At 67.9% G+C, this 20,481-nt stretch carries 19 protein-coding genes; 9 read left to right on the forward strand and 10 right to left on the reverse strand.

Features of this window, described 5'->3' with window-relative positions; translation table 11 throughout:
- Nucleotides 1-63 precede the first annotated feature (63 nt).
- The 4 genes from mutL to ACFWZ1_RS11280 form a co-directional block, all read right to left on the reverse strand.
- Nucleotides 64-1,875, reverse strand: a complete 1,812-nt coding sequence (mutL, locus tag ACFWZ1_RS11265) for a DNA mismatch repair endonuclease MutL (protein ID WP_439666469.1) — start codon at nucleotides 1,873-1,875, stop codon at nucleotides 64-66.
- Nucleotides 1,876-1,952: 77 nt separating this feature from the next.
- Complete coding sequence (locus ACFWZ1_RS11270) at nucleotides 1,953-3,401, reverse strand: N-acetylmuramoyl-L-alanine amidase (protein ID WP_439666470.1); 1,449 nt, start codon at nucleotides 3,399-3,401, stop codon at nucleotides 1,953-1,955.
- 162 nt (nucleotides 3,402-3,563) lie between these two features.
- On the reverse strand, nucleotides 3,564-4,022 hold the full coding sequence (gene tsaE / locus ACFWZ1_RS11275; protein ID WP_439666471.1) for a tRNA (adenosine(37)-N6)-threonylcarbamoyltransferase complex ATPase subunit type 1 TsaE: 459 nt from the start codon (nucleotides 4,020-4,022) through the stop codon (nucleotides 3,564-3,566).
- On the reverse strand, nucleotides 4,019-5,503 hold the full coding sequence (locus ACFWZ1_RS11280; protein ID WP_439666472.1) for an NAD(P)H-hydrate dehydratase: 1,485 nt from the start codon (nucleotides 5,501-5,503) through the stop codon (nucleotides 4,019-4,021). The genes tsaE and ACFWZ1_RS11280 overlap by 4 nt, the downstream gene beginning before the upstream one ends.
- Nucleotides 5,504-5,543: 40 nt before the next feature.
- On the opposite strand from ACFWZ1_RS11280, the gene queG reads away from it, so the two are divergent.
- Nucleotides 5,544-6,617, forward strand: a complete 1,074-nt coding sequence (gene queG / locus ACFWZ1_RS11285; protein ID WP_439666473.1) for a tRNA epoxyqueuosine(34) reductase QueG — start codon at nucleotides 5,544-5,546, stop codon at nucleotides 6,615-6,617.
- 21 nt (nucleotides 6,618-6,638) lie between these two features.
- Here queG and pgi read toward each other — a convergent pair whose 3' ends face one another.
- On the reverse strand, nucleotides 6,639-8,267 hold the full coding sequence (gene pgi / locus ACFWZ1_RS11290) for a glucose-6-phosphate isomerase (RefSeq protein ID WP_439666474.1): 1,629 nt from the start codon (nucleotides 8,265-8,267) through the stop codon (nucleotides 6,639-6,641).
- A 147-nt stretch (nucleotides 8,268-8,414) separates the two neighbouring features.
- Entirely contained in the window at nucleotides 8,415-8,801 is a 387-nt protein-coding gene (gene panD, locus ACFWZ1_RS11295; RefSeq protein ID WP_231320697.1) for an aspartate 1-decarboxylase, read from the reverse strand.
- Between the two features lie 216 nt (nucleotides 8,802-9,017).
- Here panD and metG point away from each other — a divergent pair, with 216 nt between their 5' ends.
- The gene (metG, locus tag ACFWZ1_RS11300; RefSeq protein WP_439666895.1) at nucleotides 9,018-11,117 is read left to right on the forward strand and encodes a methionine--tRNA ligase; all 2,100 of its coding nucleotides are present in this window, start codon (nucleotides 9,018-9,020) and stop codon (nucleotides 11,115-11,117) included.
- Between the two features lie 22 nt (nucleotides 11,118-11,139).
- On the opposite strand, the gene ACFWZ1_RS11305 is transcribed toward metG, so the two are convergent.
- Nucleotides 11,140-11,433, reverse strand: a complete 294-nt coding sequence (locus ACFWZ1_RS11305; protein WP_439666475.1) for a hypothetical protein — start codon at nucleotides 11,431-11,433, stop codon at nucleotides 11,140-11,142.
- 77 nt (nucleotides 11,434-11,510) lie between these two features.
- On the opposite strand from ACFWZ1_RS11305, the gene ACFWZ1_RS11310 reads away from it, so the two are divergent.
- Both ACFWZ1_RS11310 and nth read left to right on the forward strand, forming a co-directional pair.
- Entirely contained in the window at nucleotides 11,511-12,125 is a 615-nt protein-coding gene (locus tag ACFWZ1_RS11310; protein ID WP_439666476.1) for an RnfABCDGE type electron transport complex subunit B, read from the forward strand.
- Nucleotides 12,122-12,763, forward strand: a complete 642-nt coding sequence (gene nth, locus ACFWZ1_RS11315; protein WP_439666477.1) for an endonuclease III — start codon at nucleotides 12,122-12,124, stop codon at nucleotides 12,761-12,763. The genes ACFWZ1_RS11310 and nth overlap by 4 nt, the downstream gene beginning before the upstream one ends.
- A gap of 27 nt (nucleotides 12,764-12,790) precedes the next feature.
- Here nth and ACFWZ1_RS11320 read toward each other — a convergent pair whose 3' ends face one another.
- The 3 genes from ACFWZ1_RS11320 to ACFWZ1_RS11330 all read right to left on the reverse strand — a co-directional run bounded on the left by ACFWZ1_RS11320 (nucleotide 12,791) and on the right by ACFWZ1_RS11330 (nucleotide 15,579).
- The gene (locus ACFWZ1_RS11320; RefSeq protein WP_231326016.1) at nucleotides 12,791-13,567 is read right to left on the reverse strand and encodes a sulfite exporter TauE/SafE family protein; all 777 of its coding nucleotides are present in this window, start codon (nucleotides 13,565-13,567) and stop codon (nucleotides 12,791-12,793) included.
- Nucleotides 13,568-13,618: 51 nt separating this feature from the next.
- Entirely contained in the window at nucleotides 13,619-14,044 is a 426-nt protein-coding gene (locus tag ACFWZ1_RS11325) for a TIGR01244 family sulfur transferase (protein WP_231320705.1), read from the reverse strand.
- A 281-nt stretch (nucleotides 14,045-14,325) separates the two neighbouring features.
- Nucleotides 14,326-15,579: a porin gene (locus ACFWZ1_RS11330; protein ID WP_439666478.1), complete on the reverse strand. Its 1,254-nt coding sequence runs from the start codon at nucleotides 15,577-15,579 to the stop codon at nucleotides 14,326-14,328.
- A gap of 194 nt (nucleotides 15,580-15,773) precedes the next feature.
- On the opposite strand from ACFWZ1_RS11330, the gene rnt reads away from it, so the two are divergent.
- The 5 genes from rnt (at nucleotide 15,774) to pstB (ending at nucleotide 20,425) form a co-directional block, all read left to right on the forward strand.
- Nucleotides 15,774-16,433, forward strand: a complete 660-nt coding sequence (gene rnt, locus ACFWZ1_RS11335; protein WP_231320708.1) for a ribonuclease T — start codon at nucleotides 15,774-15,776, stop codon at nucleotides 16,431-16,433.
- 131 nt (nucleotides 16,434-16,564) lie between these two features.
- Complete coding sequence (pstS, locus tag ACFWZ1_RS11340; protein WP_439666479.1) at nucleotides 16,565-17,602, forward strand: phosphate ABC transporter substrate-binding protein PstS; 1,038 nt, start codon at nucleotides 16,565-16,567, stop codon at nucleotides 17,600-17,602.
- A 153-nt stretch (nucleotides 17,603-17,755) separates the two neighbouring features.
- Nucleotides 17,756-18,763 carry a phosphate ABC transporter permease subunit PstC gene (gene pstC / locus ACFWZ1_RS11345; RefSeq protein WP_439666480.1) on the forward strand — a complete coding sequence of 336 codons (1,008 nt, stop codon included), beginning with the start codon at nucleotides 17,756-17,758 and terminating at the stop codon, nucleotides 18,761-18,763.
- Nucleotides 18,763-19,626 carry a phosphate ABC transporter permease PstA gene (gene pstA, locus ACFWZ1_RS11350; RefSeq protein WP_231320710.1) on the forward strand — a complete coding sequence of 288 codons (864 nt, stop codon included), beginning with the start codon at nucleotides 18,763-18,765 and terminating at the stop codon, nucleotides 19,624-19,626. The genes pstC and pstA overlap by 1 nt, the downstream gene beginning before the upstream one ends.
- Nucleotides 19,619-20,425 carry a phosphate ABC transporter ATP-binding protein PstB gene (gene pstB, locus ACFWZ1_RS11355; protein WP_425600786.1) on the forward strand — a complete coding sequence of 269 codons (807 nt, stop codon included), beginning with the start codon at nucleotides 19,619-19,621 and terminating at the stop codon, nucleotides 20,423-20,425. The genes pstA and pstB overlap by 8 nt, the downstream gene beginning before the upstream one ends.
- The last annotated feature ends 56 nt before the right edge of the window (nucleotides 20,426-20,481 follow it).

Raw genomic sequence — 20,481 nt, forward strand, 5'->3', positions numbered from 1 at the left:
CGTTCGAGTATAGACGAGCTCGTATGCGTGCCCTGTGGATCGCGCCTGTGCGTTCCTACAGGATCAGCGACCGCGCAGGAACAGGCGGTCAAGTTCGCCCAGCGAGAGCTGCACCCACGTCGGCCGCCCGTGGTTGCACTGGCCGGAGCGCTCGGTCGCCTCCATCTCGCGCAGCAACGCATTCATCTCCGGCAGCGTCAGCCGCCGCCCCGCGCGCACCGAACCGTGGCAGGCCATCGTCGAGAGCAATTCGTTCTCCAGCTCCTGCAGGCGACGCGAACTGCCGTGCTGGGCCAGCTCGGCCAGCACGTCGGTGGTGAGCTGCCCGACGTCGGCGCCCTCGAGCAGCGCGGGGATGCGGCGCACTACCACGGTCGACGGCCCGCTGCGCGAGAGCTCCAGGCCCCAGTCGGCCAGCGCTTCGGCGTGTTCCTCGGCGGCCGCCGCTTCCTTTGCGCTCACCGACAGGTTCAGCGGCACCAGCAGCATCTGCGAGCGCAGGTTGCTGCAGGCGCGACCGTTCTTGAGCTTTTCGTAAGTGATGCGCTCGTGCGCCGCATGCATGTCCACCAGCACCAGGCCGTGCGCATTCTCGGCGAGGATATAGATGCTCTTGAGCTGGGCGATGGCGAAGCCCAGCGGCGGCGCCTCGCGCTCGTCGGCCTCGGGCATCGCCGCCGCCACGGCAGTGTCCACCCGCGCCGAAGACCCGCCCAGCAGGGTGGCGTACTCGGCCAGCGGCTCGTCACGCAGGCCGAGGTTGAGGCGGCTCTGCGCGAACTGCGACGGGCGCCCACCCGCCTGGCCACCGTAGGCATACGACGGTGTCGACGCCGTCTCCGGTTCGGGCGATGACGGCTGCGCTGCCAGCCCTGCCCGCGTTTGGGCCAGTGCCTCGTGCAGGCTGCGGAACAGAAAATCGTGCACCAGCCGCTGCTCGCGGAAACGCACCTCGTGCTTGGCCGGATGCACGTTGACGTCGACGCCGGCCGGATCGAGTTCCAGGTACAGCACGAAAGCCGGATGGCGACCGTGGAACAGCACGTCCGCATAGGCCTGGCGCACCGCATGAGCGACCACGCGGTCGCGCACGAGCCGCCCGTTGACATAGAAGTACTGGCCATCGGCCTGCGCGCGCGAGGCGGTCGGCAGTCCGACCCAGCCCGAAAGCTGCATGCCGGCCGCGGCGTGGTCGATGTGCAGGCTCTGTGCCGGGAAACCCTCGCCGAGCACCTCGGCCACGCGCGCCAGCGCGGCCGACTGGTCCTGGCAGGCCCTGAACAGGCGCAGCGGCTTGCCGTTGTTGCTCAGGCGGAACTCCACCGATCGGCGGGCGAGCGAGAGGGACTTGAGCAGGTCGTCGATGTGCGCCAGTTCCGTGCGCTCGGCGCGCAGGAACTTCCGCCGCGCCGGCACGTTGAAGAACAAGTCCCGCACCTCGACGCTCGTGCCCACCGGATGCTGCGCCGGGCGCACCGGCTGCATGCGCCCACCGTCGACCTCCAGCCGGAACGCGCTGTCGGCATCGCGCAGGCGCGACGTCAGCGCAAAGCGTGCCACCGAGGCCACCGAGGCCAGCGCCTCGCCGCGGAAGCCCATGCTGGCGACATGCTCGAGGTCGTCGAAGCTGCCGATCTTGCTGGTGGCATGGGAAGCCACCGCCAAGGGCAGGTCGTCCGGCCCGATGCCGCCGCCGTCGTCGCGCACGCGGATCAGCCGCGCCCCGCCCTGCTCGATGTCTACTTCGATGCGGCTGGCGCCGGCGTCGAGGCTGTTCTCGACCAGTTCCTTGACCACCGAGGATGGCCGCTCGATCACCTCGCCGGCGGCGATCTGGTTGATGAGGTCGGGGGGAAGCTGGCGGATAACGGGCATCGCGCAAGCTTAAAGGGTGGCGGTGGCATTGCCCATGCCAGGACGCCCTTCTGGAAGCAAAGGAAAAGCGGAGCTGATCAGCCGGCCGGAATGGCCAGCACCGCGCCTGTCTGCACCGTATCGCTGCTCATGCGATTGGCACTTTTGAGCGCATTCACGCTGACGCCGTACTGGCGCGCGATGCTGCCCAGGCTCTCGCCCCGCGAGACCCGGTGCAGGTCGCGCACGTTGGCGTCGGCGCGCGTGTCCGCCACCGCCGCAGCGGGCTTGGCGGCGGAAGCCAGGGTGCCGTTGCGGCGCATGGCCTGCGCGGCGAACCAGGTGCCCTGCGGCGGGGTCGCCTCGAAGTAGTTGCGCACGCCGCCCATCACCGCCTCGGCCAGCTGGCGCTGATGCGCCGGATCGCGCAGCTTGCGCTCCTCGGCGGGATTGCTGATGAAGGCGGTCTCGACCAGGATCGAGGGAACGTCCGGCGAGCGCAGCACCACGAAGTTGGCATGCTCGACGTGGCCACGATGGGTTGGCCCCAGGTTGGCCAGCGCCTTGAGCACGTTGCCGGCGATCGACTCGCTGGCCTGGATGGCGTAGCCCTGCTGCAGGTCCAGCAGTACCGCGGCCAGGCTGTCGTCCTTGTCGTCCAGCGAGACGCCGCCGATCAGGTCGGCGCGGTTCTCGCGGTCGGCCAGCCAGCGCGCGGCCTCGGACGTCTTGCCGCGCGGCGACAGCACCCACACCGACGAGCCCTTGGCGTCGCTGCTGGTGAAGGCATCGGCGTGGACCGAGACGAACATGTCCGCGTTCTGCTCGCGGGCGATCTGGTAGCGGCGCTTGAGCGGAATGAAATAGTCGCCGTCACGGGTCAGTACGGCCTTCATGCCGGGTTGGCGGTTGATCTCGGCGGCCAGGGCGCGCGCCACCGCCAGGGTGACGTCCTTCTCCTGCGTGCCGCTGGGTCCGTGCGAGCCGGGATCCTTGCCGCCGTGGCCGGCGTCGATCGCGACGATCACCTTGCGCTCGCCGCCGAGCAACGCGGCAGCCTGCCTGGCGCCCTTGCCCTCGCTGGAGGTCGGCTTGACGCTGGCCAGCACGCCCGGCGCACGGTCGTCCGCCGTATCCGCGATGGCCCCGTCCTCGCCAGGATAGAGGTCCAGCACCAGGCGGTAGCCATGCTCGCCGGCAGGCTTGAGCAGGAAGCTCTTCGGCCGGGATCCCCCGGCGGCATGGGCCACCAGATGCAACTCGCCACCCGAAGCGCGACTGTCCAGGCCCTTGTACAGGCCCTGCGCCACCGGCGCGTCGAAACCGCGTCCCAGGCCACCGCCGGGCAGCTCCAGCTCGACCGTGTTCCCGTCGCGGCGCAGCTTGTAATCCACCGGGCCGGACAGATCGAACACGATGCGGGTGTAATCCGGGCCCGCCCAGACGCGGGCGCCCTGCACATCGGCCGCCTGCGCCGGGCGCAACGGAAGCGCGGCGGCGAGAGCCACCAGAGCGAGACTTCCCAGGCGCGCAAACGTACGTGTCATGGCGTCGCATTGAAACGCAGCAAAAATGCGATTGCAAGGGTTTTTCCCTTGGATATCCATAACCTGCATCGCATTTGTCATGACAACCCAAGGTATGGCCGCCAAGCCGCGCTTTCCCGGCGCAAAACCGCCAAACGCACTTTTTTCTTACGGAACCGTAACTTAGGACTCTCCCAAACGTCCCAGCAGGGCCCTGCCGCGGTCGCTGTGCGGGACGGCTTTGGCACACCGCCCGGGGTCGGCATGATCCAGCTCCAGGACGAGGTCCGGGGCGGGCAAGGCACCGGTGCCCCGCTCGGGCCACTCGACCAGCACCAGCGCGGCCGGATCGCCCAGGGCGTCCAGGCCCAGCCATTCCAGCTCGCCCGGATCGGCGATGCGGTAGAGGTCCAGATGCCAGGCGTTGAGCGCGCCCGCGCGATAAGACTCGACCAGGCTGTAGGTCGGGCTCTTGACCCGCTCACCCACGCCCAGCGCAGTGAGCAACGCACGGGCGAAGCTGGTCTTCCCGGCACCCAGGTCGCCGTGCAGGTAGAACACCAGGCCGCCGTCGATCGCCGCGGCGAAGCGTTGTGCCAGCGCGGAGGTGGCGGTTTCGTCGGGGAGGGTCCAGTAGCTCATGCATCCAGTCCGTTCAGCAGGCGACGCAGCGGGAACAGCAGGTCGCTGGCGACAAGGCCTCGCTCGCCCGCGCGTGCCGCGTGGTCGCCGGCGCGCGCGTGCAGTCCTACGCCGAGGCGGGCGGCATCCCAGGCGGTACAACCCTGCGCCAGCAAGGCGGCGATGAGGCCGGTCAGCAGGTCGCCCATGCCGCCGGAGGCCATGCCCGGATTGCCCCATGGACAGACGTCCAGACGGCCATCCGGACCGGCGATCAGCGAACCCGCGCCCTTGAGCACCACCACCGCCTCGAACCGCATCGCTAGCGCGCGGGCAGCGGCGAAGCGGTCACCCTCGACCTCGCCGACGGAGCAACCGAGCAACCGTGCGGCCTCGCCCGGATGCGGCGTGAGTACCGCGGGCCGGGCCGGATCGAAGCGCCGCGGCTCGGCCGCGAGCAGGTTGAGGCCATCGGCGTCCAGCACCAGCGGCAGCGGGCTGTCCAGGGCGGTCAGCCACAGCGCGTGGCCCCACGCGCCCTGACCCAGGCCCGGGCCGACCGCCAGCACGGTGGCGCGATCGAGCAGCGACTCCAATGCCTGGGGACCGTTGACCGCGTGCGCCATCAGCTCGGGGCGTGCGGCGTTGAGCGCGACCAGGTGTTCGTTGCGCGTGGCCACGCTGACCAGGCCCGCGCCGCCACGCAAGGCGGCCTCGCCGCAAAGGCGGATCGCGCCAGCGGTGCCGTGATCGCCACCGATGGCGAGCACGTGGCCGTTGCGCCCTTTGTGGTCGTCGCGCGGGCGAGGTCCCAATGTGCCCGCTTCGAGCAGGCGGGCATCGGGTGCCTCCTGCCACAGGCTGTCGGGAAGGCCCAATGTGGCCAGTTCCACGCGCCCCGTGTGCGCACTGGCCTGCCCGGTGTGCAGGCCGCGCTTGGCCGCAATGAAACTTACCGTGAGGCTGGCGCGGATCGCCGCGCCCGGGCAATGCCCGGTGTCGGCATTCAGGCCCGAGGGCACATCCAGCGCCAGGATCGGCTTGCCGCTGGCGTTGAGCCGTTCGATCAAGCCGGCCGCGGCCGGTTGCGGCGGCCGGTTCAGGCCGGTGCCATAGAGCGCATCGACATGGACGTCGGCGTCCGGCAACGATGATGTTCCATGCCAGCGATGCATCGGCACGCCGGCCTGCTCGCAGGCGGTCCGGGCGCTGCCGGCATCGCCCTCGCCCGGGGACTCCGCCAGCGCGAGCACGTCGGCGACCAGCCCGGACTCATGCGCCAGCAGCGCGAGCAGGTAGCCGTCGCCACCGTTGTTCCCGGGCCCGCAATACACCGCGATGCGCTGCGCCTGCGGCCAATGGCGGCGCAAGCTGGCGAACGCCGCGGCGGCCGCGCGGCGCATGAGCTCATAACCGGGAATGCCCAGCTCCCCGATCGCGCGCCGGTCCAGTGCGCGCACCTGGGCGACGGTATAGAGGGCGTGGCGATGCGGCGCGGTCATCGGGCGATTATAGGTGCGGGCTCGCCCTTACAATGGCGTCATGTCCGTTGTTCCCTCCCACGACTACGCCGCGCTGGCCCATGACATCAAGCAGTGGGCGCGCGAGCTGGGATTTGCCCAGACCGCCATCAGCGGCGTCGAACTGGGCGAGGACGAGTCGCACCTCGAGCAGTGGCTGGGCGATGGCCTGCATGGCGAAATGGATTACATGGCCCGCCACGGCACCCGCCGCAGCCGCCCGGCGGAGCTGGAACCGGGCACCTTGCGGGTGATCTCGGTGCGCATGGATTACCTCGCGCCCGGCACGAGGCACGCCTGGGACGTGATCGACGACGGCGAGGCCGGCTACGTGGCGCGCTACGCGCTGGGCCGCGATTACCACAAGCTGATGCGCAACCGGCTGCAGAAGCTTGCCGAACGCATCCGCGAGGCCATCGGCGAGTTCGGCTATCGCGCCTATGTGGACTCGGCGCCGGTGCTGGAGAAGGCGCTCGCGCGCAACGCGGGCCTGGGCTGGATCGGCAAGCACACGGTACTGATCAACAAGGATGCCGGGTCGTATTTCTTTCTCGGCGAGCTCTACACCGACCTGCCGTTGCCGGTCGATCCGCCCGCCACGGCCCACTGCGGCACCTGCTCGCGCTGCATCGACGTGTGCCCGACCCAGGCGATCCTGGGGCCCTACCGGCTCGACGCCCGTCGTTGCATTTCCTACCTCACGATCGAGCTCAAGGGCTCGATCCCCGAGGAATTGCGTGCGCCGATGGGCAACCGCATCTTCGGCTGCGACGACTGTCAGCTGGTGTGTCCCTGGAACAAGTTCGCGCAGGACGCCACCGAGCCGGACTTCGCGCCGCGGCACAGCCTGGACGGTGCGAAGCTGGTGGAGCTGTTCGCTTGGAGCGAAGAGGAGTTCCTGCGCCGCACCGAAGGCATGGCAATACGGCGCACCGGTTACGAGGGCTGGCTGCGCAACATCGCGGTGGCGTTGGGCAATGCGCCACATACCTTCGAGGTGATTGCCGCTCTGCGTACGCGAGCTGGCCATTCCTCCCCGGTCGTCCGCGAACACGTGGCCTGGGCGCTGGCCCGACACGGCGAGCAGCCTTTGTAGGCGGGCTTCAGCCCACCGCCGCTACTTGCGGCGCTCGCGGATCGCTGCGATCAACTCGCAGGTTGCCGCATCCAGCGGCGGCACGTCCGACGCTTCGCCGCGCAGCGCCGGCAGGATCTGCCGCGCGATGCTCTTGCCCAACTCCACGCCCCACTGGTCGAACGCGTTGATGCCCCACAGGTGGCCCAGCAGGAACACCTTGTGCTCGTACATCGCGATCAGCGCACCCAGGCTTTCGGGCGTGAGTGCATCGAGCAGGATCACCGAGCTCGGGCGGTCGCCCGGGAACGTCCGCTGTGCGGCCAGTTCGCGACCGCCGGCGGGATTCTCGGCCAGCGCCTCGTCCGCGGTCTTGCCCAGCGCAAGCGCAGCCGCCTGCGCGAGCAGGTTGGACAGCAGCGCATCGTGGTTGCCGTGCAGCGGGTGCGCGGGATTGACGACACCGATCAGGTCCAGCGGCACCACCTCGGTGCCCTGGTGCAGCGCCTGGAAATAGGCGTGCTGCGCGTTGGTGCCGACGCTGCCCCACACCACCGGCACGGTCGGCTGTCCCACCGGCGCGCCCTGTGGCGTGACCGACTTGCCCAGGCTTTCCATCTCCAGCTGCTGCAGGTAGCTCGGCAAGTCGCCGAGCAGGTCCGCATACGGCACCACCGCGCGCGTGGGGAACCCCAGCACGTCGCGGTTCCAGATTTCGGTCAAGGCCAGCAGCGCCGGCAGGTTTTCCTGCCAGGGCGCGCTGCGGAAGTGATCGTCCATCCGAGCGGCACCGGCCAGCACGGCACGAAAGCCCTGCATGCCGATCGCCAGCGCCAGCGACAGCCCGACCGCCGACCACAGCGAATAGCGCCCGCCGACGAAATCCCACATCGGGAAGATCTGCCTGAGTGGCACGCCCCAGCTGCCCGCCACCTCGGTGTTGGCGCTGACCGCCAGGAAATGGCGCGCCACCGCGCGCTCGTCACCGCCGCAGGCTTCCGAAATCCAGCCGCGCAGCACGTTGCCGTTGAGCAGCGTCTCCTGCGTGGTGAAGGTCTTGGAGACCATCACTACGAGCGTGGTCTTCGGATCCAGCCGGTTGGTCAGGTCGTAGGCCGCCTGGCCATCGACGTTGGTCAGGAAATGGCTGCGCACCTTCGGCATGCGGAACGGAGCCAGCGCGGCCACCGCCAGGCGCGGGCCCAGGTCCGAGCCGCCGATGCCGATGTTGACGACGTCGGTGACCGTCCCGGGCAGGCCGAGCGCCTCCTGGCGACCGTCATGGATGGCATCGACCAGCTCGCCGATGCGATCGAGCGTGGCCTCGATCTCGCTGCGTGCCTCGGCGGGCGCGGGCGAAGGCATGGATGAACCACCGGCACGCAGCGCCGTATGCAACACCGCGCGCCCCTCGGACGTGTTGATCGGCTTGCCGGCGAACATCGCGTCCCGGGCGGCCTGCCAGCCACCGGCTTCCAACTGCGCGCCCAGCGCATCGAGCGCCGCCAGGTCCAGCTTCTGCCGGCTGAGGTCGAGCAGCAGCGGCCCCGCGCGATGACGCAGGCGCGCCCCGCGGCCGGGGTCGGCGATCAGCGTGCGCAGGTGGGTCTGCGAAAGGCGGCGGGCGTGGTCGGCGAACAGCGAGGCGTACGTCGGGACGTTGGCTGGCATGGGCAGACGCGCTGGCAAGGGAAGCCTTGCATCTTAAGCCGTGCACGCGTGAGGAACACGTAGGACCCACGCAGCATGGGCTTCAACCCACCGCGCCTTGTCGCCCCTTGCGGGTGGGCTGATGCCCACCCTGCTGTCTGGCGCGGATCAGGCGACAGCCATCTGCTTGGGGATCGACCGATTGGTGTGGCTGATCCGGTTGCCGGCGCCCACGTACACCAGCGTCGGCTGGAACTTCTCCAGCTCCGCCTCGCTGAGCTGCACGAACGCGGCGATGATGATCAGGTCGCCGGCCTGCGCACTGCGTGCGGCGCTGCCGTTGACCGAGATGATCCCCGAGCCTTCCTCGGCGCGCAGCGCGTAGGTCACGAAGCGCTGCCCGCTGTTGATGTTCCACGCGTGGATCTGCTCGTACTCGCGGATGCCCGAGGCATCCAGCAACAGGCCGTCGATCGCGATCGAGCCCTCGTAGTGCAGCTCCGCGTGGGTCACCGTGGCGCGGTGGATCTTGGCCTTGAGCATGTTCAGGTGCATGACAGTTGTGTTTCCGGCAGGAACAGCCTGCGTCCCGCAATTATCGAACCCCTGACGCTGCGCTGCAACATCGAACTGCCGTGGCAGGAGCGCACCCCGTCCGCAACCGCCCGCACCCCGGCCGCGCGCAGGGTGCGCTCCCACAGGGGCTTCGCGCGTTCAGCCATCCAAACCGCGCATGCCATAATGCGCGATCCCGTCGCAACGCCACCCGCCATGACCCGCCGCCTGCTCGTCACCAACGCCCTGCCCTACGCCAACGGCCCGCTGCACATGGGCCACCTGCTGGGCTACATCCAGGCCGACATCTGGGTGCGTGCGCAGCGCATGGCAGGCAACGAGGTGGTGTACGTCTGCGCCGACGACGCCCACGGCACGCCGATCATGTTGGCCGCGCAGAAGGCCGGCATGACGCCGGAGGCCTTCATCGAGGGCATCCGCGCCGGGCACGAGGCCGACTTCGCCGACTTCGGCGTGCACTTCGACCACTACCACTCGACCCACTCGGAAGAGAACCGCGAACTGGCGACGCTGATCTATACGCGACTGCGCGAGGGCGGCGCCATCGCGCGGCGCAGCATCAAGCAGCTGTTCGATCCGGAAAAGGAAATGTTCCTGCCGGACCGCTACATCAAGGGCACCTGCCCGCGCTGCGGGACGCCCGACCAGTACGGCGACAATTGCGAGAACTGCGGCGCCACCTACGCGCCGACCGACCTGATCGAGCCGTACTCGGTGGTTTCCGGCGCCGCGCCGGTGCTGCGCGATTCGGAGCACTACTTCTTCGAGCTGTCCAAGTTCGAGGCGCTGCTGCGCGACTGGTTCGCCGGCCGCTACACCGACGGCAAGCCGGTCGCCAATGCGGGCGTCGCGGCCAAGCTGCGCGAGTGGCTGGACGGTGGGCTGAAGGACTGGGACATCTCGCGCGACGCGCCCTACTTCGGTTTCCCGATTCCCGACGCACCGGGCAAGTTCTTCTACGTCTGGCTGGACGCGCCGGTCGGCTACCTGGCCAGCTTCAAGGCGCTGTGCGACAAGCGCGGCCTGAAGTTCGACGACTTCCTCGCCCCGTCCAGCCATGCCGAGATGCACCACTTCATCGGCAAGGACATCATCAACTTCCATGGCCTGTTCTGGCCGGCGATGCTGCACGGCGCCGGTTTCCGCACGCCGACCGCGCTGCACGTCAACGGCTACCTCACCGTCAACGGCGCGAAGATGTCCAAGTCGCGCGGCACCTTCATCCAGGCGCGCACCTATCTAGACGCCGGCCTCAACCCCGAGTTCCTGCGCTACTACTTCGCCAGCATGCTGGACGACGCGCCGGTGGACGTGGACCTGGACCTCAAGGCCTTCGAGGAACGCGTCAACTCGCACCTGGTCGGCAAGTGGGTAAACATCGCCAGCCGCACCGCCGGCTTCGTGCACAAGTTCTTCGACGGGCGCCTGGCCACGCGCCACGGCGCCGCCGAACAGGCGCTGTGGAACACGCTGCTGGAGCACTACGACGGCATCGACGCACTCTACGACGCGGGCGATTTCGCCGAAGTCACCCGCCGCTTCGTGCTGATGGCCGACCTGGTCAACGGCCACATCGCCGCTACCGCGCCTTGGACGATGGCCAAGGACGAATCGCGCCGGGTCGAGCTGCACCAGGTGTGTTCGTTCGCACTGGCCGCCTTCCGGCTGCTGGCCGGATTGCTGAAGCCGATCCTGCCGACCACCGTGGCGGCGGCCGAAGCCTTCCTCAACGCACCCATCGTCGACTTCGACGAGGCCCGTGCGGAGCTGCACAACCATTCGATCGGCCCGTTCGAGCCGCTCCTCGGCCGCATCGATCCCAAGCGCATCGAGTCGATGGTCGATGCGTCCAGGGAATCGCTCACGCCCGCCCCGGCGGCCGCACCCAAGCCATCCAGAGAAAACCGCAAGCCCATGACCGAACCTGCCGCGCCCGCCGCAAACCCGCCCTCCGCCACGCCCGCCACCATTTCCATCGACGACTTCGCCAGGCTCGACCTGCGCATCGGCAAGGTCGTCGCCTGCGAGTTCGTGGAAGGCTCGGACAAACTGCTTCGCTTCGAGCTGGACGCGGGCCCGCTGGGCACGCGCCAGATCTTCTCCGGCATCCGCGCCGCCTACCAGGAGCCGGAAAAGCTGGTGGGCCGCAACGTGGTGTTCATCGCGAACCTGGCGCCGCGGAAGATGCGCTTCGGCCTGTCCGAGGGCATGATCCTGTCCGCCGGCGACGGCGGCGGCGACCTGTTCCTGCTGGACGCCGACCAGGGCGCCAAGCCCGGCGCCACCGTCCGCTAGGCAGGATGTCCTGCAGGAAAACTCAACGCGCGTAGGTGACGAAGAAACCCACCAGGTCGCCGTTCTCGTTGTACGCCGACAGGTCGACCACGTGGTAGCCGCGCGCGGCGTATTCGGCGTGCGTCTCGGTCAACTTCTTCGCCATGTGGTTCTTGCGGAAACCCAGCGTGGCGTCGACGAACACCGTGACGGTATCGCCCGACACGGCTTCCGCCCGAACCGGCGCGGCATGGGTGAGCAACAGCGTGCCGGTCATGCCGACCGCTGCGGCGAGCAGCAGCGAGGCGACACGCACGGAAGGACGGGAAAAGGTCATGGGAAGCTCCTGCCGACTTGCGGGACAATAGAGCGCCGATTATGCCGATGCCCGTCCGGCAACGCGCCCGGAACACCATGAACGACGTCACCGATCTTGCCATCCGCATCGACGCCCTGCTGCCGCAGACCCAATGCGAGCAGTGCGGCTTCCATGGCTGTCGCCCGTATGCCGAGGCGATGGCGCGCGGCGATGCCCCGATCAACCGCTGCCCGCCCGGCGGCGTGGCCGGCATCGCCAGGCTGGCGGCGCTGCTGGACACGCCCGTGCTGCCGCTCGATCCCGCCCACGGAGTGGAGAAGCCGCGCATGCTCGCGCGCGTGGTCGAAGCCGATTGCATCGGCTGCACCAAGTGCATCCAGGCGTGTCCGGTCGATGCGATCGTCGGCGCGGCGAAACTCATGCACACGGTACTGCCCGACCACTGCACCGGTTGCGAACTGTGCGTGCCGGCCTGTCCGGTCGACTGCATCGTGCTCGAACCCATGCCGCTGGCGCAGGTCGAGGATCCGGCGCACGCGGAAGCTTCCCGCGCGCATTTCCTGCGCCGCGAGTCTCGCCTTGCCCGCGAACGCGCCGAGCGCGAGGCCGAACTGGCCGCGCGCAAGGCTGCGGTCGATGCGCCCACCACGCCGACAAACCCGGTGCTGGCCGCACTCGCCCGCGCCCGCGCCAAACAGGGCTCCGCATGAAGCGCGCCGATATCGTCGAACTGTTCACGCGCCTGCGCGAGCTCAATCCCCACCCGACCACCGAACTGGAATACCGCACGCCCTTCGAACTGCTGGTGGCGGTGGTGCTCTCGGCGCAGGCCACCGACGTGGGTGTCAACAAGGCGACCCGCAAGCTCTACCCCAAGGCCAGCACGCCGCAGGCGATCCTGGCGCTGGGCGAGGAGGGCCTGAAGCGCTACATCAGCACGATCGGCCTGTTCAACGCCAAGGCGAAAAACGTGATCGCGCTGTGCCGCATCCTCATCGAGCAGCACGGCGGCGAGGTGCCACGCACGCGCGAAGCGCTGGAAGCCCTGCCAGGCGTCGGCCGCAAGACCGCCAACGTGGTGCTCAATACCGCCTTCGGCGAGCCCACCATCGCGGTGGACACGCACATCTTCCGCGTCTCCAACCGCACCGGCCTCGCGCCGGGCAAGGACGTGCGCGCGGTCGAGGACAAGCTGGAAAAAGTGGTGCCGGCCGAGTTCAAGAAGGACGCACACCACTGGCTGATCCTGCACGGCCGCTACGTGTGCAAGGCGCGCAAGCCCGACTGCCCGATCTGCCCGATCCGCGACCTCTGCAAGTACCGGCACAAGACGCCACCCGCGCCGTAGGTCATAGGGTGGGCTGCGAAAGCCTGCTCAGGCGACGTGCGTCAGCGAGCGGTAAAGCATGTAGATCGCCACGACCACGATCACGCCGGCGAAGACCACGTTGAGCGCACCGCGCGTGCCGGCCAGGCGCCGCGCGCCCAGGGCACCCAGCCAACCACCGATCACGCCACCGCCGATGAACTCGGCCGCGATGCGCCAGTCGACCAGGCCCGACGCCGCGTAGTTGCCCGCGGTGGTCGCGGCGAAGGTACCGACGGAGAACAACGAGGTGCCGATCGCGTTGATGATCTCCATGCCGCTGGCGAACATCAGCCCGGGCACGATCAGGAAGCCGCCGCCGATCCCGAAGAACCCGGCCAGGCCGCCAGCGCCGATACCGACGGCGCCCAGCCGCGGCAGGGTATTGGGCAATGGATAGCGATCCGCCGCCCCGTCGCGCCGCCCGCGCAACATCAGGAACGCCACCACCAGCATCAGCAACGCGAACAACGCCAGCAGCCGATGGCCGTCCATCGCCTTGCCCACGCTCGATCCCAGCCAGGCGCCGAGCACGCCGGCCGCGGCGAACACGAATCCCGCGCGCCAGCGCACGTGGCCGGCGCGCGCGTGCGGTAGCAGGTTGGCGAAGGCGTTGGCCGACACGGCCACCGCGCTGGTGCCGATCGCCAGGTGCGGATCGCGCACGCCGACGACGTACAGCAGCAGCGGCGTGGCCAGGATCGACCCGCCGCCACCGATGAGGGCCAGCGAAAACCCCACGGCGGAGCCGCACAGCACCGCCAGCAGTTCGCCGATCCCGGGCACCAGGCTCACGGGGCCGCCCCACAGCGGGACACGTCGCCGGACCGCGTTGGATCAGGCATGCCGCATCGCCCGCAGCCGTGGCGCGAGGGCCGCGATGTCATAGCCTGCCTCGCCGGCCGCCTTCACGATCGCGTCGGCGTCGCCGGCGCGGGCGGCCTGTAGCGCCCACAACGTGGTCGAACGCGTGCCGGTGCGGCAGAAGGCCAGCACCGGCGCAGGCAGTTCCGCCACCGCCCGTGCCATGGCTTCGATGACGGCGGCTTCGTACTGCCCGGGCACAACCGGGATGTCGCGGTAGGCCAGTCCGCGCGCGGCGGCGGCCTGCGCCATCTCGGCACTGGACGGCTGGTCGTCCGCTTCCCCGTCCGGCCGGTTGTTGATCACGCTGCGAAACCCGGCGGCTTCGAGGTCGGCCATCTCGCCGGGCAGGATCTGCGGCGACACGCTGATCTGGTCGGTCAACTTGCGGATGTGCATGGAGCGCTCCTGTGGTCGACGGTGAGCGCAGGTCGCTTTTCGCAGGAGCCCATTCGTGTGCGACACCTGAGCTTCGATGGCGCATCAGGAAGAGAGCATCGCCACGAGCGGGCTCCTGCAAAGACAACCTCGCAACCCTCAAAAAAATAACGGCGGGCTTGCGGCCCGCCGTTGTCCCTCCCTGGGTAGAACTCCCTTCCGATAACCACTCCTTGACACGCGGCTAATGATCCACGGGCCGCGTGAAGGTTTGTTCAAGAAGCGCCAAACGCAGCGCCCGCCTAGAACGCGACCTCGCCGAACACGCCGATTTCGTTCGTCTTGACGTTTTGTACATGCGGCGGCACCGGATCGGCGACCGAATGTTCGGCCTTTTCGTGCTTCCACACCGCGGCCAGTTTGAAGCCCTTGGTCACTTGGTACTGCAGGCCGAGGTTGTAGTAGACGTCCTTCGCGCCATCGTCCAGGTCCTTGCTCAGCTTGGCGTTGTCGTAGCGGGCGAACAGTGCGACGTCATCGGTGAGCGCCACCGACCCCCACAGCGAGTAGCCGTCGGCCTTGTCCTCGACCGGGCTCAGCACCAGGTTGCCCCAGTTCTTGGCGGTGAAGTACTCGGCACCCACGCGCACTTTCTTGTCCTGGTAGGCGACCATCACATCGCCGCGCTGCGCGGTGTTCGGCGCATCGATGCTCTCGGTTTCTTTGCCCAGGTGACCGCTGTAGCCGCCGACGGCGACGATCATGCCTTCGAACGGAACGAAGCCCACGCGACCTTCGATGTCCACGCCCTTGCTGCGGCTGGGGTTCTTGTAGCCGCCGCCGTTGACGACCGACACCGCGTAGTTGGCGACCTTGTTCGCGCCGAGGTCACCGCCTAGGTGCAGGCCCCAGTCGGCCGAGTTGGCGTACTTCAGGCGGTCGGTCAGGGTGTTCTCGACGTAGCGGAAGCCGTAGTAGCTCTCCACGAACGGGATCCACGGCATGTCCGCCGAACCGATGCGCAGCACCGCCGCCTGGTCGAACTTGCCCTGCACGTAGGCCTTCTTCACGAACAGGTTCGTCTCGCCGTCGGCGCTGACATAGTTGAAGTCGGTGGTGAGGTTGGCCGACCAGATGTCGTTGAACTGGTGGTCCACGCCCAGGTAGAAGCGCTTGACGTCCAGGCCCGTGCCCGAGGCATCGGTCTTGCCGGCGTCGCTGTTCTTCTGGTCGATGTTCGAGAAGTCGAAGAACATCTTGCCGGAGAACTTGGTGTCGGCCAGCGCCTTGTCGAGCGACGAGGCCGAGCTGGCCTGCGACTTCTGCAGCGCCTCGATGTTCTGGCCCGTACTCACATTGATGTCGGACTGCGCATCGGTGCGCTGTTCCAGCTCGTCCATCTTGGCCTGCAGGGCGGCCAGCTGGGCCTTGAGCTGCTCGACCTCGGCGCTGCGCGCAGAGGACTGCGCATCCTGCGGGACCGGTGCCGCGTGCACGCCGGCGGCTGCCAGGCCCAGACCGGCGGCGACCGCCACCACGAGCATCTTCGAACGCATGTAATTCTCTCCACTGTTGGTAGGAACCACTCGACCGCCCCCTTCGATCCTGGATGGCCAAGCAGGGACAGGCGGCAGGATGCGGCGCGTCGTTTACGGTTCCGTGCCGGTTGCGTGACAGAACGAAGACAGTGCGCATCGTGCGCAGACGCGGACTTCGCGAGCGCGCCACCGGGCGCTGATATGCTTCGTCGATGGAATACGTAAGCAACAGCATGGCCGCCCGCATGTGCCAGCGGTTCCGCGGCTTCATGCCGGTGATCGTGGACGTGGAAACCGGCGGCTTCGATGCCGAGCACGACGCGCTGCTGGAAATCGCCGTGGTCACCCTGGCGATGGACGGCGAGGGGTACCTGCACCCGCGCGCCCCGGTGTTCACGCACGTCGAGCCGTTCCCCGGCGCCCGCATCGACCCGCGCTCGCTGGAGATCACCGGCATCGACCCGGACAACCCGCTTCGCGGCGCGTTGTCGGAGCGGCAGGCGCTGGACCACGTGTTCAATCCGGTCCGCCAGGCCATGCGCGAGAGCGAATGCCAGCGGGCCGTACTGGTCGGCCACAACGCGGCCTTCGATCTGGCCTTCCTCAACGCGGCCGTGCGCCGCTGCGGGCACAAGCGCAACCCGTTCCATCCTTTCAGCTGCTTCGACACCGCCACGCTGAGCGGCCTGGCCTATGGACAGACCGTGCTGAGCAAGGCGGTGCAGGCAGCGGGCCATGCATTCGACGGACGCGAGGCGCATTCGGCCATCTACGACGCCGAGCGCACGGCGGAACTGTTCTGCTCGATCGTCAACCGCTGGCGGCGCCTGGAAACGCTCGAGCGCGACCAGGTCGGACTGACGCTGACCTGATCGATTTCATGACAGCCGGATGCGGCGTGTCATCACGCTGCAACATTCATCTCATCTCATTGCAACACCGCTGACCTCAAATGCGTCCGCCGGGAATCCGCCCGCGACGCACCATCTTGAGAGGACTGACCGTGTTGAATGCAACCACCACCGTTTCCCGCCTCGGTACGGCTGCCGTACTGGCTGCCGCCACGCTGCTGGGTGCCAACGGCGCCCAGGCGACCGACATCACCGGCGCCGGCTCGAGCTTCGTCTACCCCGTGCTGTCACGCTGGTCGGCGAACTATGCCGAGAAGACCGGCAACCACCTCAACTACCAGTCGGTCGGCTCCGGTGCCGGCATCGCGCAGATCAAGGAAGGCACGATCGACTTCGGCGCCTCCGATGCGCCGATGAAGGCCGAGGACCTCCAGAAGTTCGGCCTGGGCCAATTCCCGGTGGTGGTCGGCGGCATCGTGCCGGTGGTCAACATCGCCGGCGTGCAGGCTGGCCAGATCAAGCTCGACGGCCCGACGCTGGCCGACATCTTCCTGGGCAAGATCAAGAACTGGAGCGATCCGAAGATCGCCGCGCTCAACGGCGGGCTCAAGTTGCCGGCCGGCAAGATCACCGTCGTGCACCGCTCCGACGGTTCGGGCACCTCGTTCAACTTCACCAATTACCTGTCCAAGGTGAGCCCCGAATGGGCCGGCCAGGTCAAGTTCGGCACCTCGGTCGACTGGCCGACAGGCGTGGGCGGCAAGGGCAACGAGGGCGTGTCGCAGTACGTCAAGCAGATCAAGGGTTCGATCGGCTATGTCGAATACGCCTACGCGGTGAAGAACAAGATCAGCTGGATCGACCTGAAGAACGCCTCCGGCAACGTCGTCGCTCCCAACGCCGACAGCTTCGCCGCCGCGGCCAGCACCGCCGACTGGGCCAGCGCGAAGGACTTCAACCTGATCATGACCAACGCCCCGGGCGCCAAGGCCTGGCCGATCACCGCGACCACCTGGGTGATCATGTACAAGCAGCCGAAGAACGCCGAGCACAGCAAGGTCGCCTTCGACTTCTTCAAGTGGGCGCTGGAGAACGGCCAGGACCAGGCCGCCGCGCTGGACTACGTGCCGCTGCCGCAGAGCCTGGTGCAGAAGATCGAGGCCTACTGGGCGTCCGAATACAAGCATTGAGCGACGACCGATGCCTTCCCCCGCGCCACGGGGGAAGGCGCCGGCCGGGCCGATCGGGGGCGATCCTGGCGATACGCCCCCATCGGTCTTCCAGCCCCCACGGGGGACGCAACAGTACCCCTCGCCTTTGACCCGCACGGCTGACCCCTACTGATGTCCACTATCCCCGCTTCCGTCGCGCCCGAACAGCGGGCAGGCCACGACGCCCGCCACGATCGCCTGTTCGCCGGCCTGCTCAAGGCCTGCGCGATGATCGTCCTGGCGGCGTTGCTGGGTGCGGCGTTCGCCACGCTGTGGGGTGGGCGCGAGGCGTTCGGCACGTTCGGCTGGCACTTCCTCACCAGTTCCGCGTGGGACCCGAGCAGCCAGGAATACGGCGCGCTGGTGCCGGTCTACGGCACGCTGGCCACCTCGTTCATCGCATTGTTGATCGCGGTGCCGGTGAGCTTCGGCATCGCTCTGTATCTTTCCGAAGTCGCACCGCGCTGGCTGCGCACGCCGGTCGCCTCGGCGATCGAGCTGCTGGCGGGCATCCCTTCGATCATCTACGGCATGTGGGGCCTGTTCGTCTTCGCGCCCTTCTTTGCCGAACACATCAAGCCGTGGCTGACCAATTACCTGGGCAACAACCCCGATGACGGCAATCCTTCATGGATCGCCACGCACATTCCGTTCGTCGGCAAGATGTTCGCCAGCGACTATCCGTTCGGCGCCAGCATCCTGGTGGCCGGCATCGTGCTGGCGATCATGATCATCCCGTTCATTTCCTCGGTGATGCGCGAGGTGTTCCAGACCGTGCCCACGCGCCTGAAGGAGTCGGCCTATGCGCTGGGCTCGAGCACCTGGGAAGTCTCCTGGGACATCGTGCTGCCGTACACGCGCTCGGCGGTGATCGGCGGCATCTTCCTGGGGCTGGGTCGCGCACTGGGCGAGACGATGGCGGTGACCTTCGTGCTCGGCAACGCGATGGACCTGTCGGCCTCGCTGCTCGACCCGGGCGCCTCGATCGCCTCGACCATCGCCAACCAGTTCAGCGAGGCGGTAGGCCTGCAGAAATCGGCGCTGATGGCGCTGGCCTTCCTGCTGTTCGTGGTGACCTTCATCGTGCTGCTGATAGCGCGGCTGATGCTGCGCCGACTGGCCAGCCGGGAGGGCCGCTGATGGACATGCTGTACCTGCGTCGCCGCCTGACCAACGCGCTGGCGCTCATCCTGAGCACGCTCGCCACGCTGATCGGCCTGGCGTTCCTCGCCTGGATCCTGTGGGAAACCCTTCGCCAGGGGATCGCCGCGCTGGACCTCAAGCTGTTCACCAGGATTACCGCCTACGGCGACCAGGGCGGCCTGGCCAATGCGATGGTCGGCAGCCTGATCATCAACTTCGTGGGCATCGCCATCGCCACGCCGATCGGCGTGCTGGCGGGAACATGGCTGGCCGAGTACGCCAACCGCACGCGACTGGGCGAAACCGTCCGATTCTTGAATGACATCCTGCTTTCCGCGCCCTCGATCGTGATGGGCCTGTTCGTCTACACCATCATCGTGTTGCCGAGCACCGCGCTGACCCACGGCAACACCACGTTCTCCGGTTTTGCCGGCGGCGTGGCGCTGGCGCTGATCGCGCTGCCGGTCATCGTGCGCACCACCGACGAGATGCTGCGACTGGTGCCTTCGACGCTGCGCGAGGCGGCGCTGTCGCTGGGCGTGCCGCAGTGGAAGCTCACCTCGCAGATCCTGCTGCGCGCGGCGCGTTCGGGCATCGTCACCGGTGTGCTGCTGGCCCTGGCGCGCATCAGCGGCGAGACCGCGCCGCTGCTGTTCACCGCCTTCGGCAACAACTTCATGACGCTCAACCCGATGGACAAGATGTCCAGCCTGCCCCAGGTGATCTACCAGTACGCCAACGACCCGGGCGAGGCGATGCATGCACTGGCCTGGGCCGGCGCCTTCGTGGTCACGCTTTTCGTGCTCCTGCTCAGCCTCGCCTCCCGCCTGCTGTTTACCCGCAAGGTGTCACATGATTAATGCCGCTGCCCTCGCCCTGGCGCCGTCGATGGCGCCGCCCGTGACCGAGCCCAAGCTCAAGGTCCGCGACCTGAATTTCCACTACGACAGCTTCCATGCGCTGAAGAACATCGCCATGGACGTTCCCGAGAAGCAGGTCACCGCGATCATCGGCCCTTCCGGCTGCGGCAAGTCCACGCTGCTGCGTATCTTCAATCGCATCTACGCGATCTATCCGAAGCTGAAGGCGACCGGTTCGATCGAACTGGACGGCGAGAACATCCTCGACCCGCGCTATTCGCTCAACCGCCTGCGCAGCAAGGTCGGCATGGTGTTCCAGAAGCCGGTGCCGTTTCCGATGACGATCTTCGAGAACGTCGCCTATGGCATCCGCCATCACGAGCGGCTGTCCAAAGCCGACATGGAGGCGCGCGTGGAGCAGGCCCTGCGCGGCGCGGCGCTGTGGGACGAGGTGAAGGACAAGCTCAAGCAGAACGCGCTGGGCCTTTCCGGCGGCCAGCAGCAGCGACTGTGCATCGCGCGCGCGATCGCGCTGCGCCCCGAGGTGCTGCTGCTGGACGAACCCACCTCCGCGCTCGACCCGATCGCCACCGGTCGCATCGAGCAGTTGATCGAGGAGCTGAAGAGCCAGTTCACGATCGTGATCGTGACGCACAACATGCAGCAGGCCGCGCGCGTATCCGACCGCACCGCCTTCATGTACCTGGGCGAGCTGATCGAGTTCGACGAAACCGAGAAGATCTTCACCAAGCCCGGCAAGAAGCAGACCGAGGATTACATCACCGGCCGCTTCGGCTGATGCCTGGAACCTGCACCACGCCTTGACGTCCATCCCGCGCAGCGGGAATGACGCAC

The sequence above is a fragment of the Frateuria sp. GZRe14 genome, assembly GCF_051900395.1.
GTDB classification, from domain to species: domain Bacteria; phylum Pseudomonadota; class Gammaproteobacteria; order Xanthomonadales; family Rhodanobacteraceae; genus Frateuria_A; species Frateuria_A edaphi.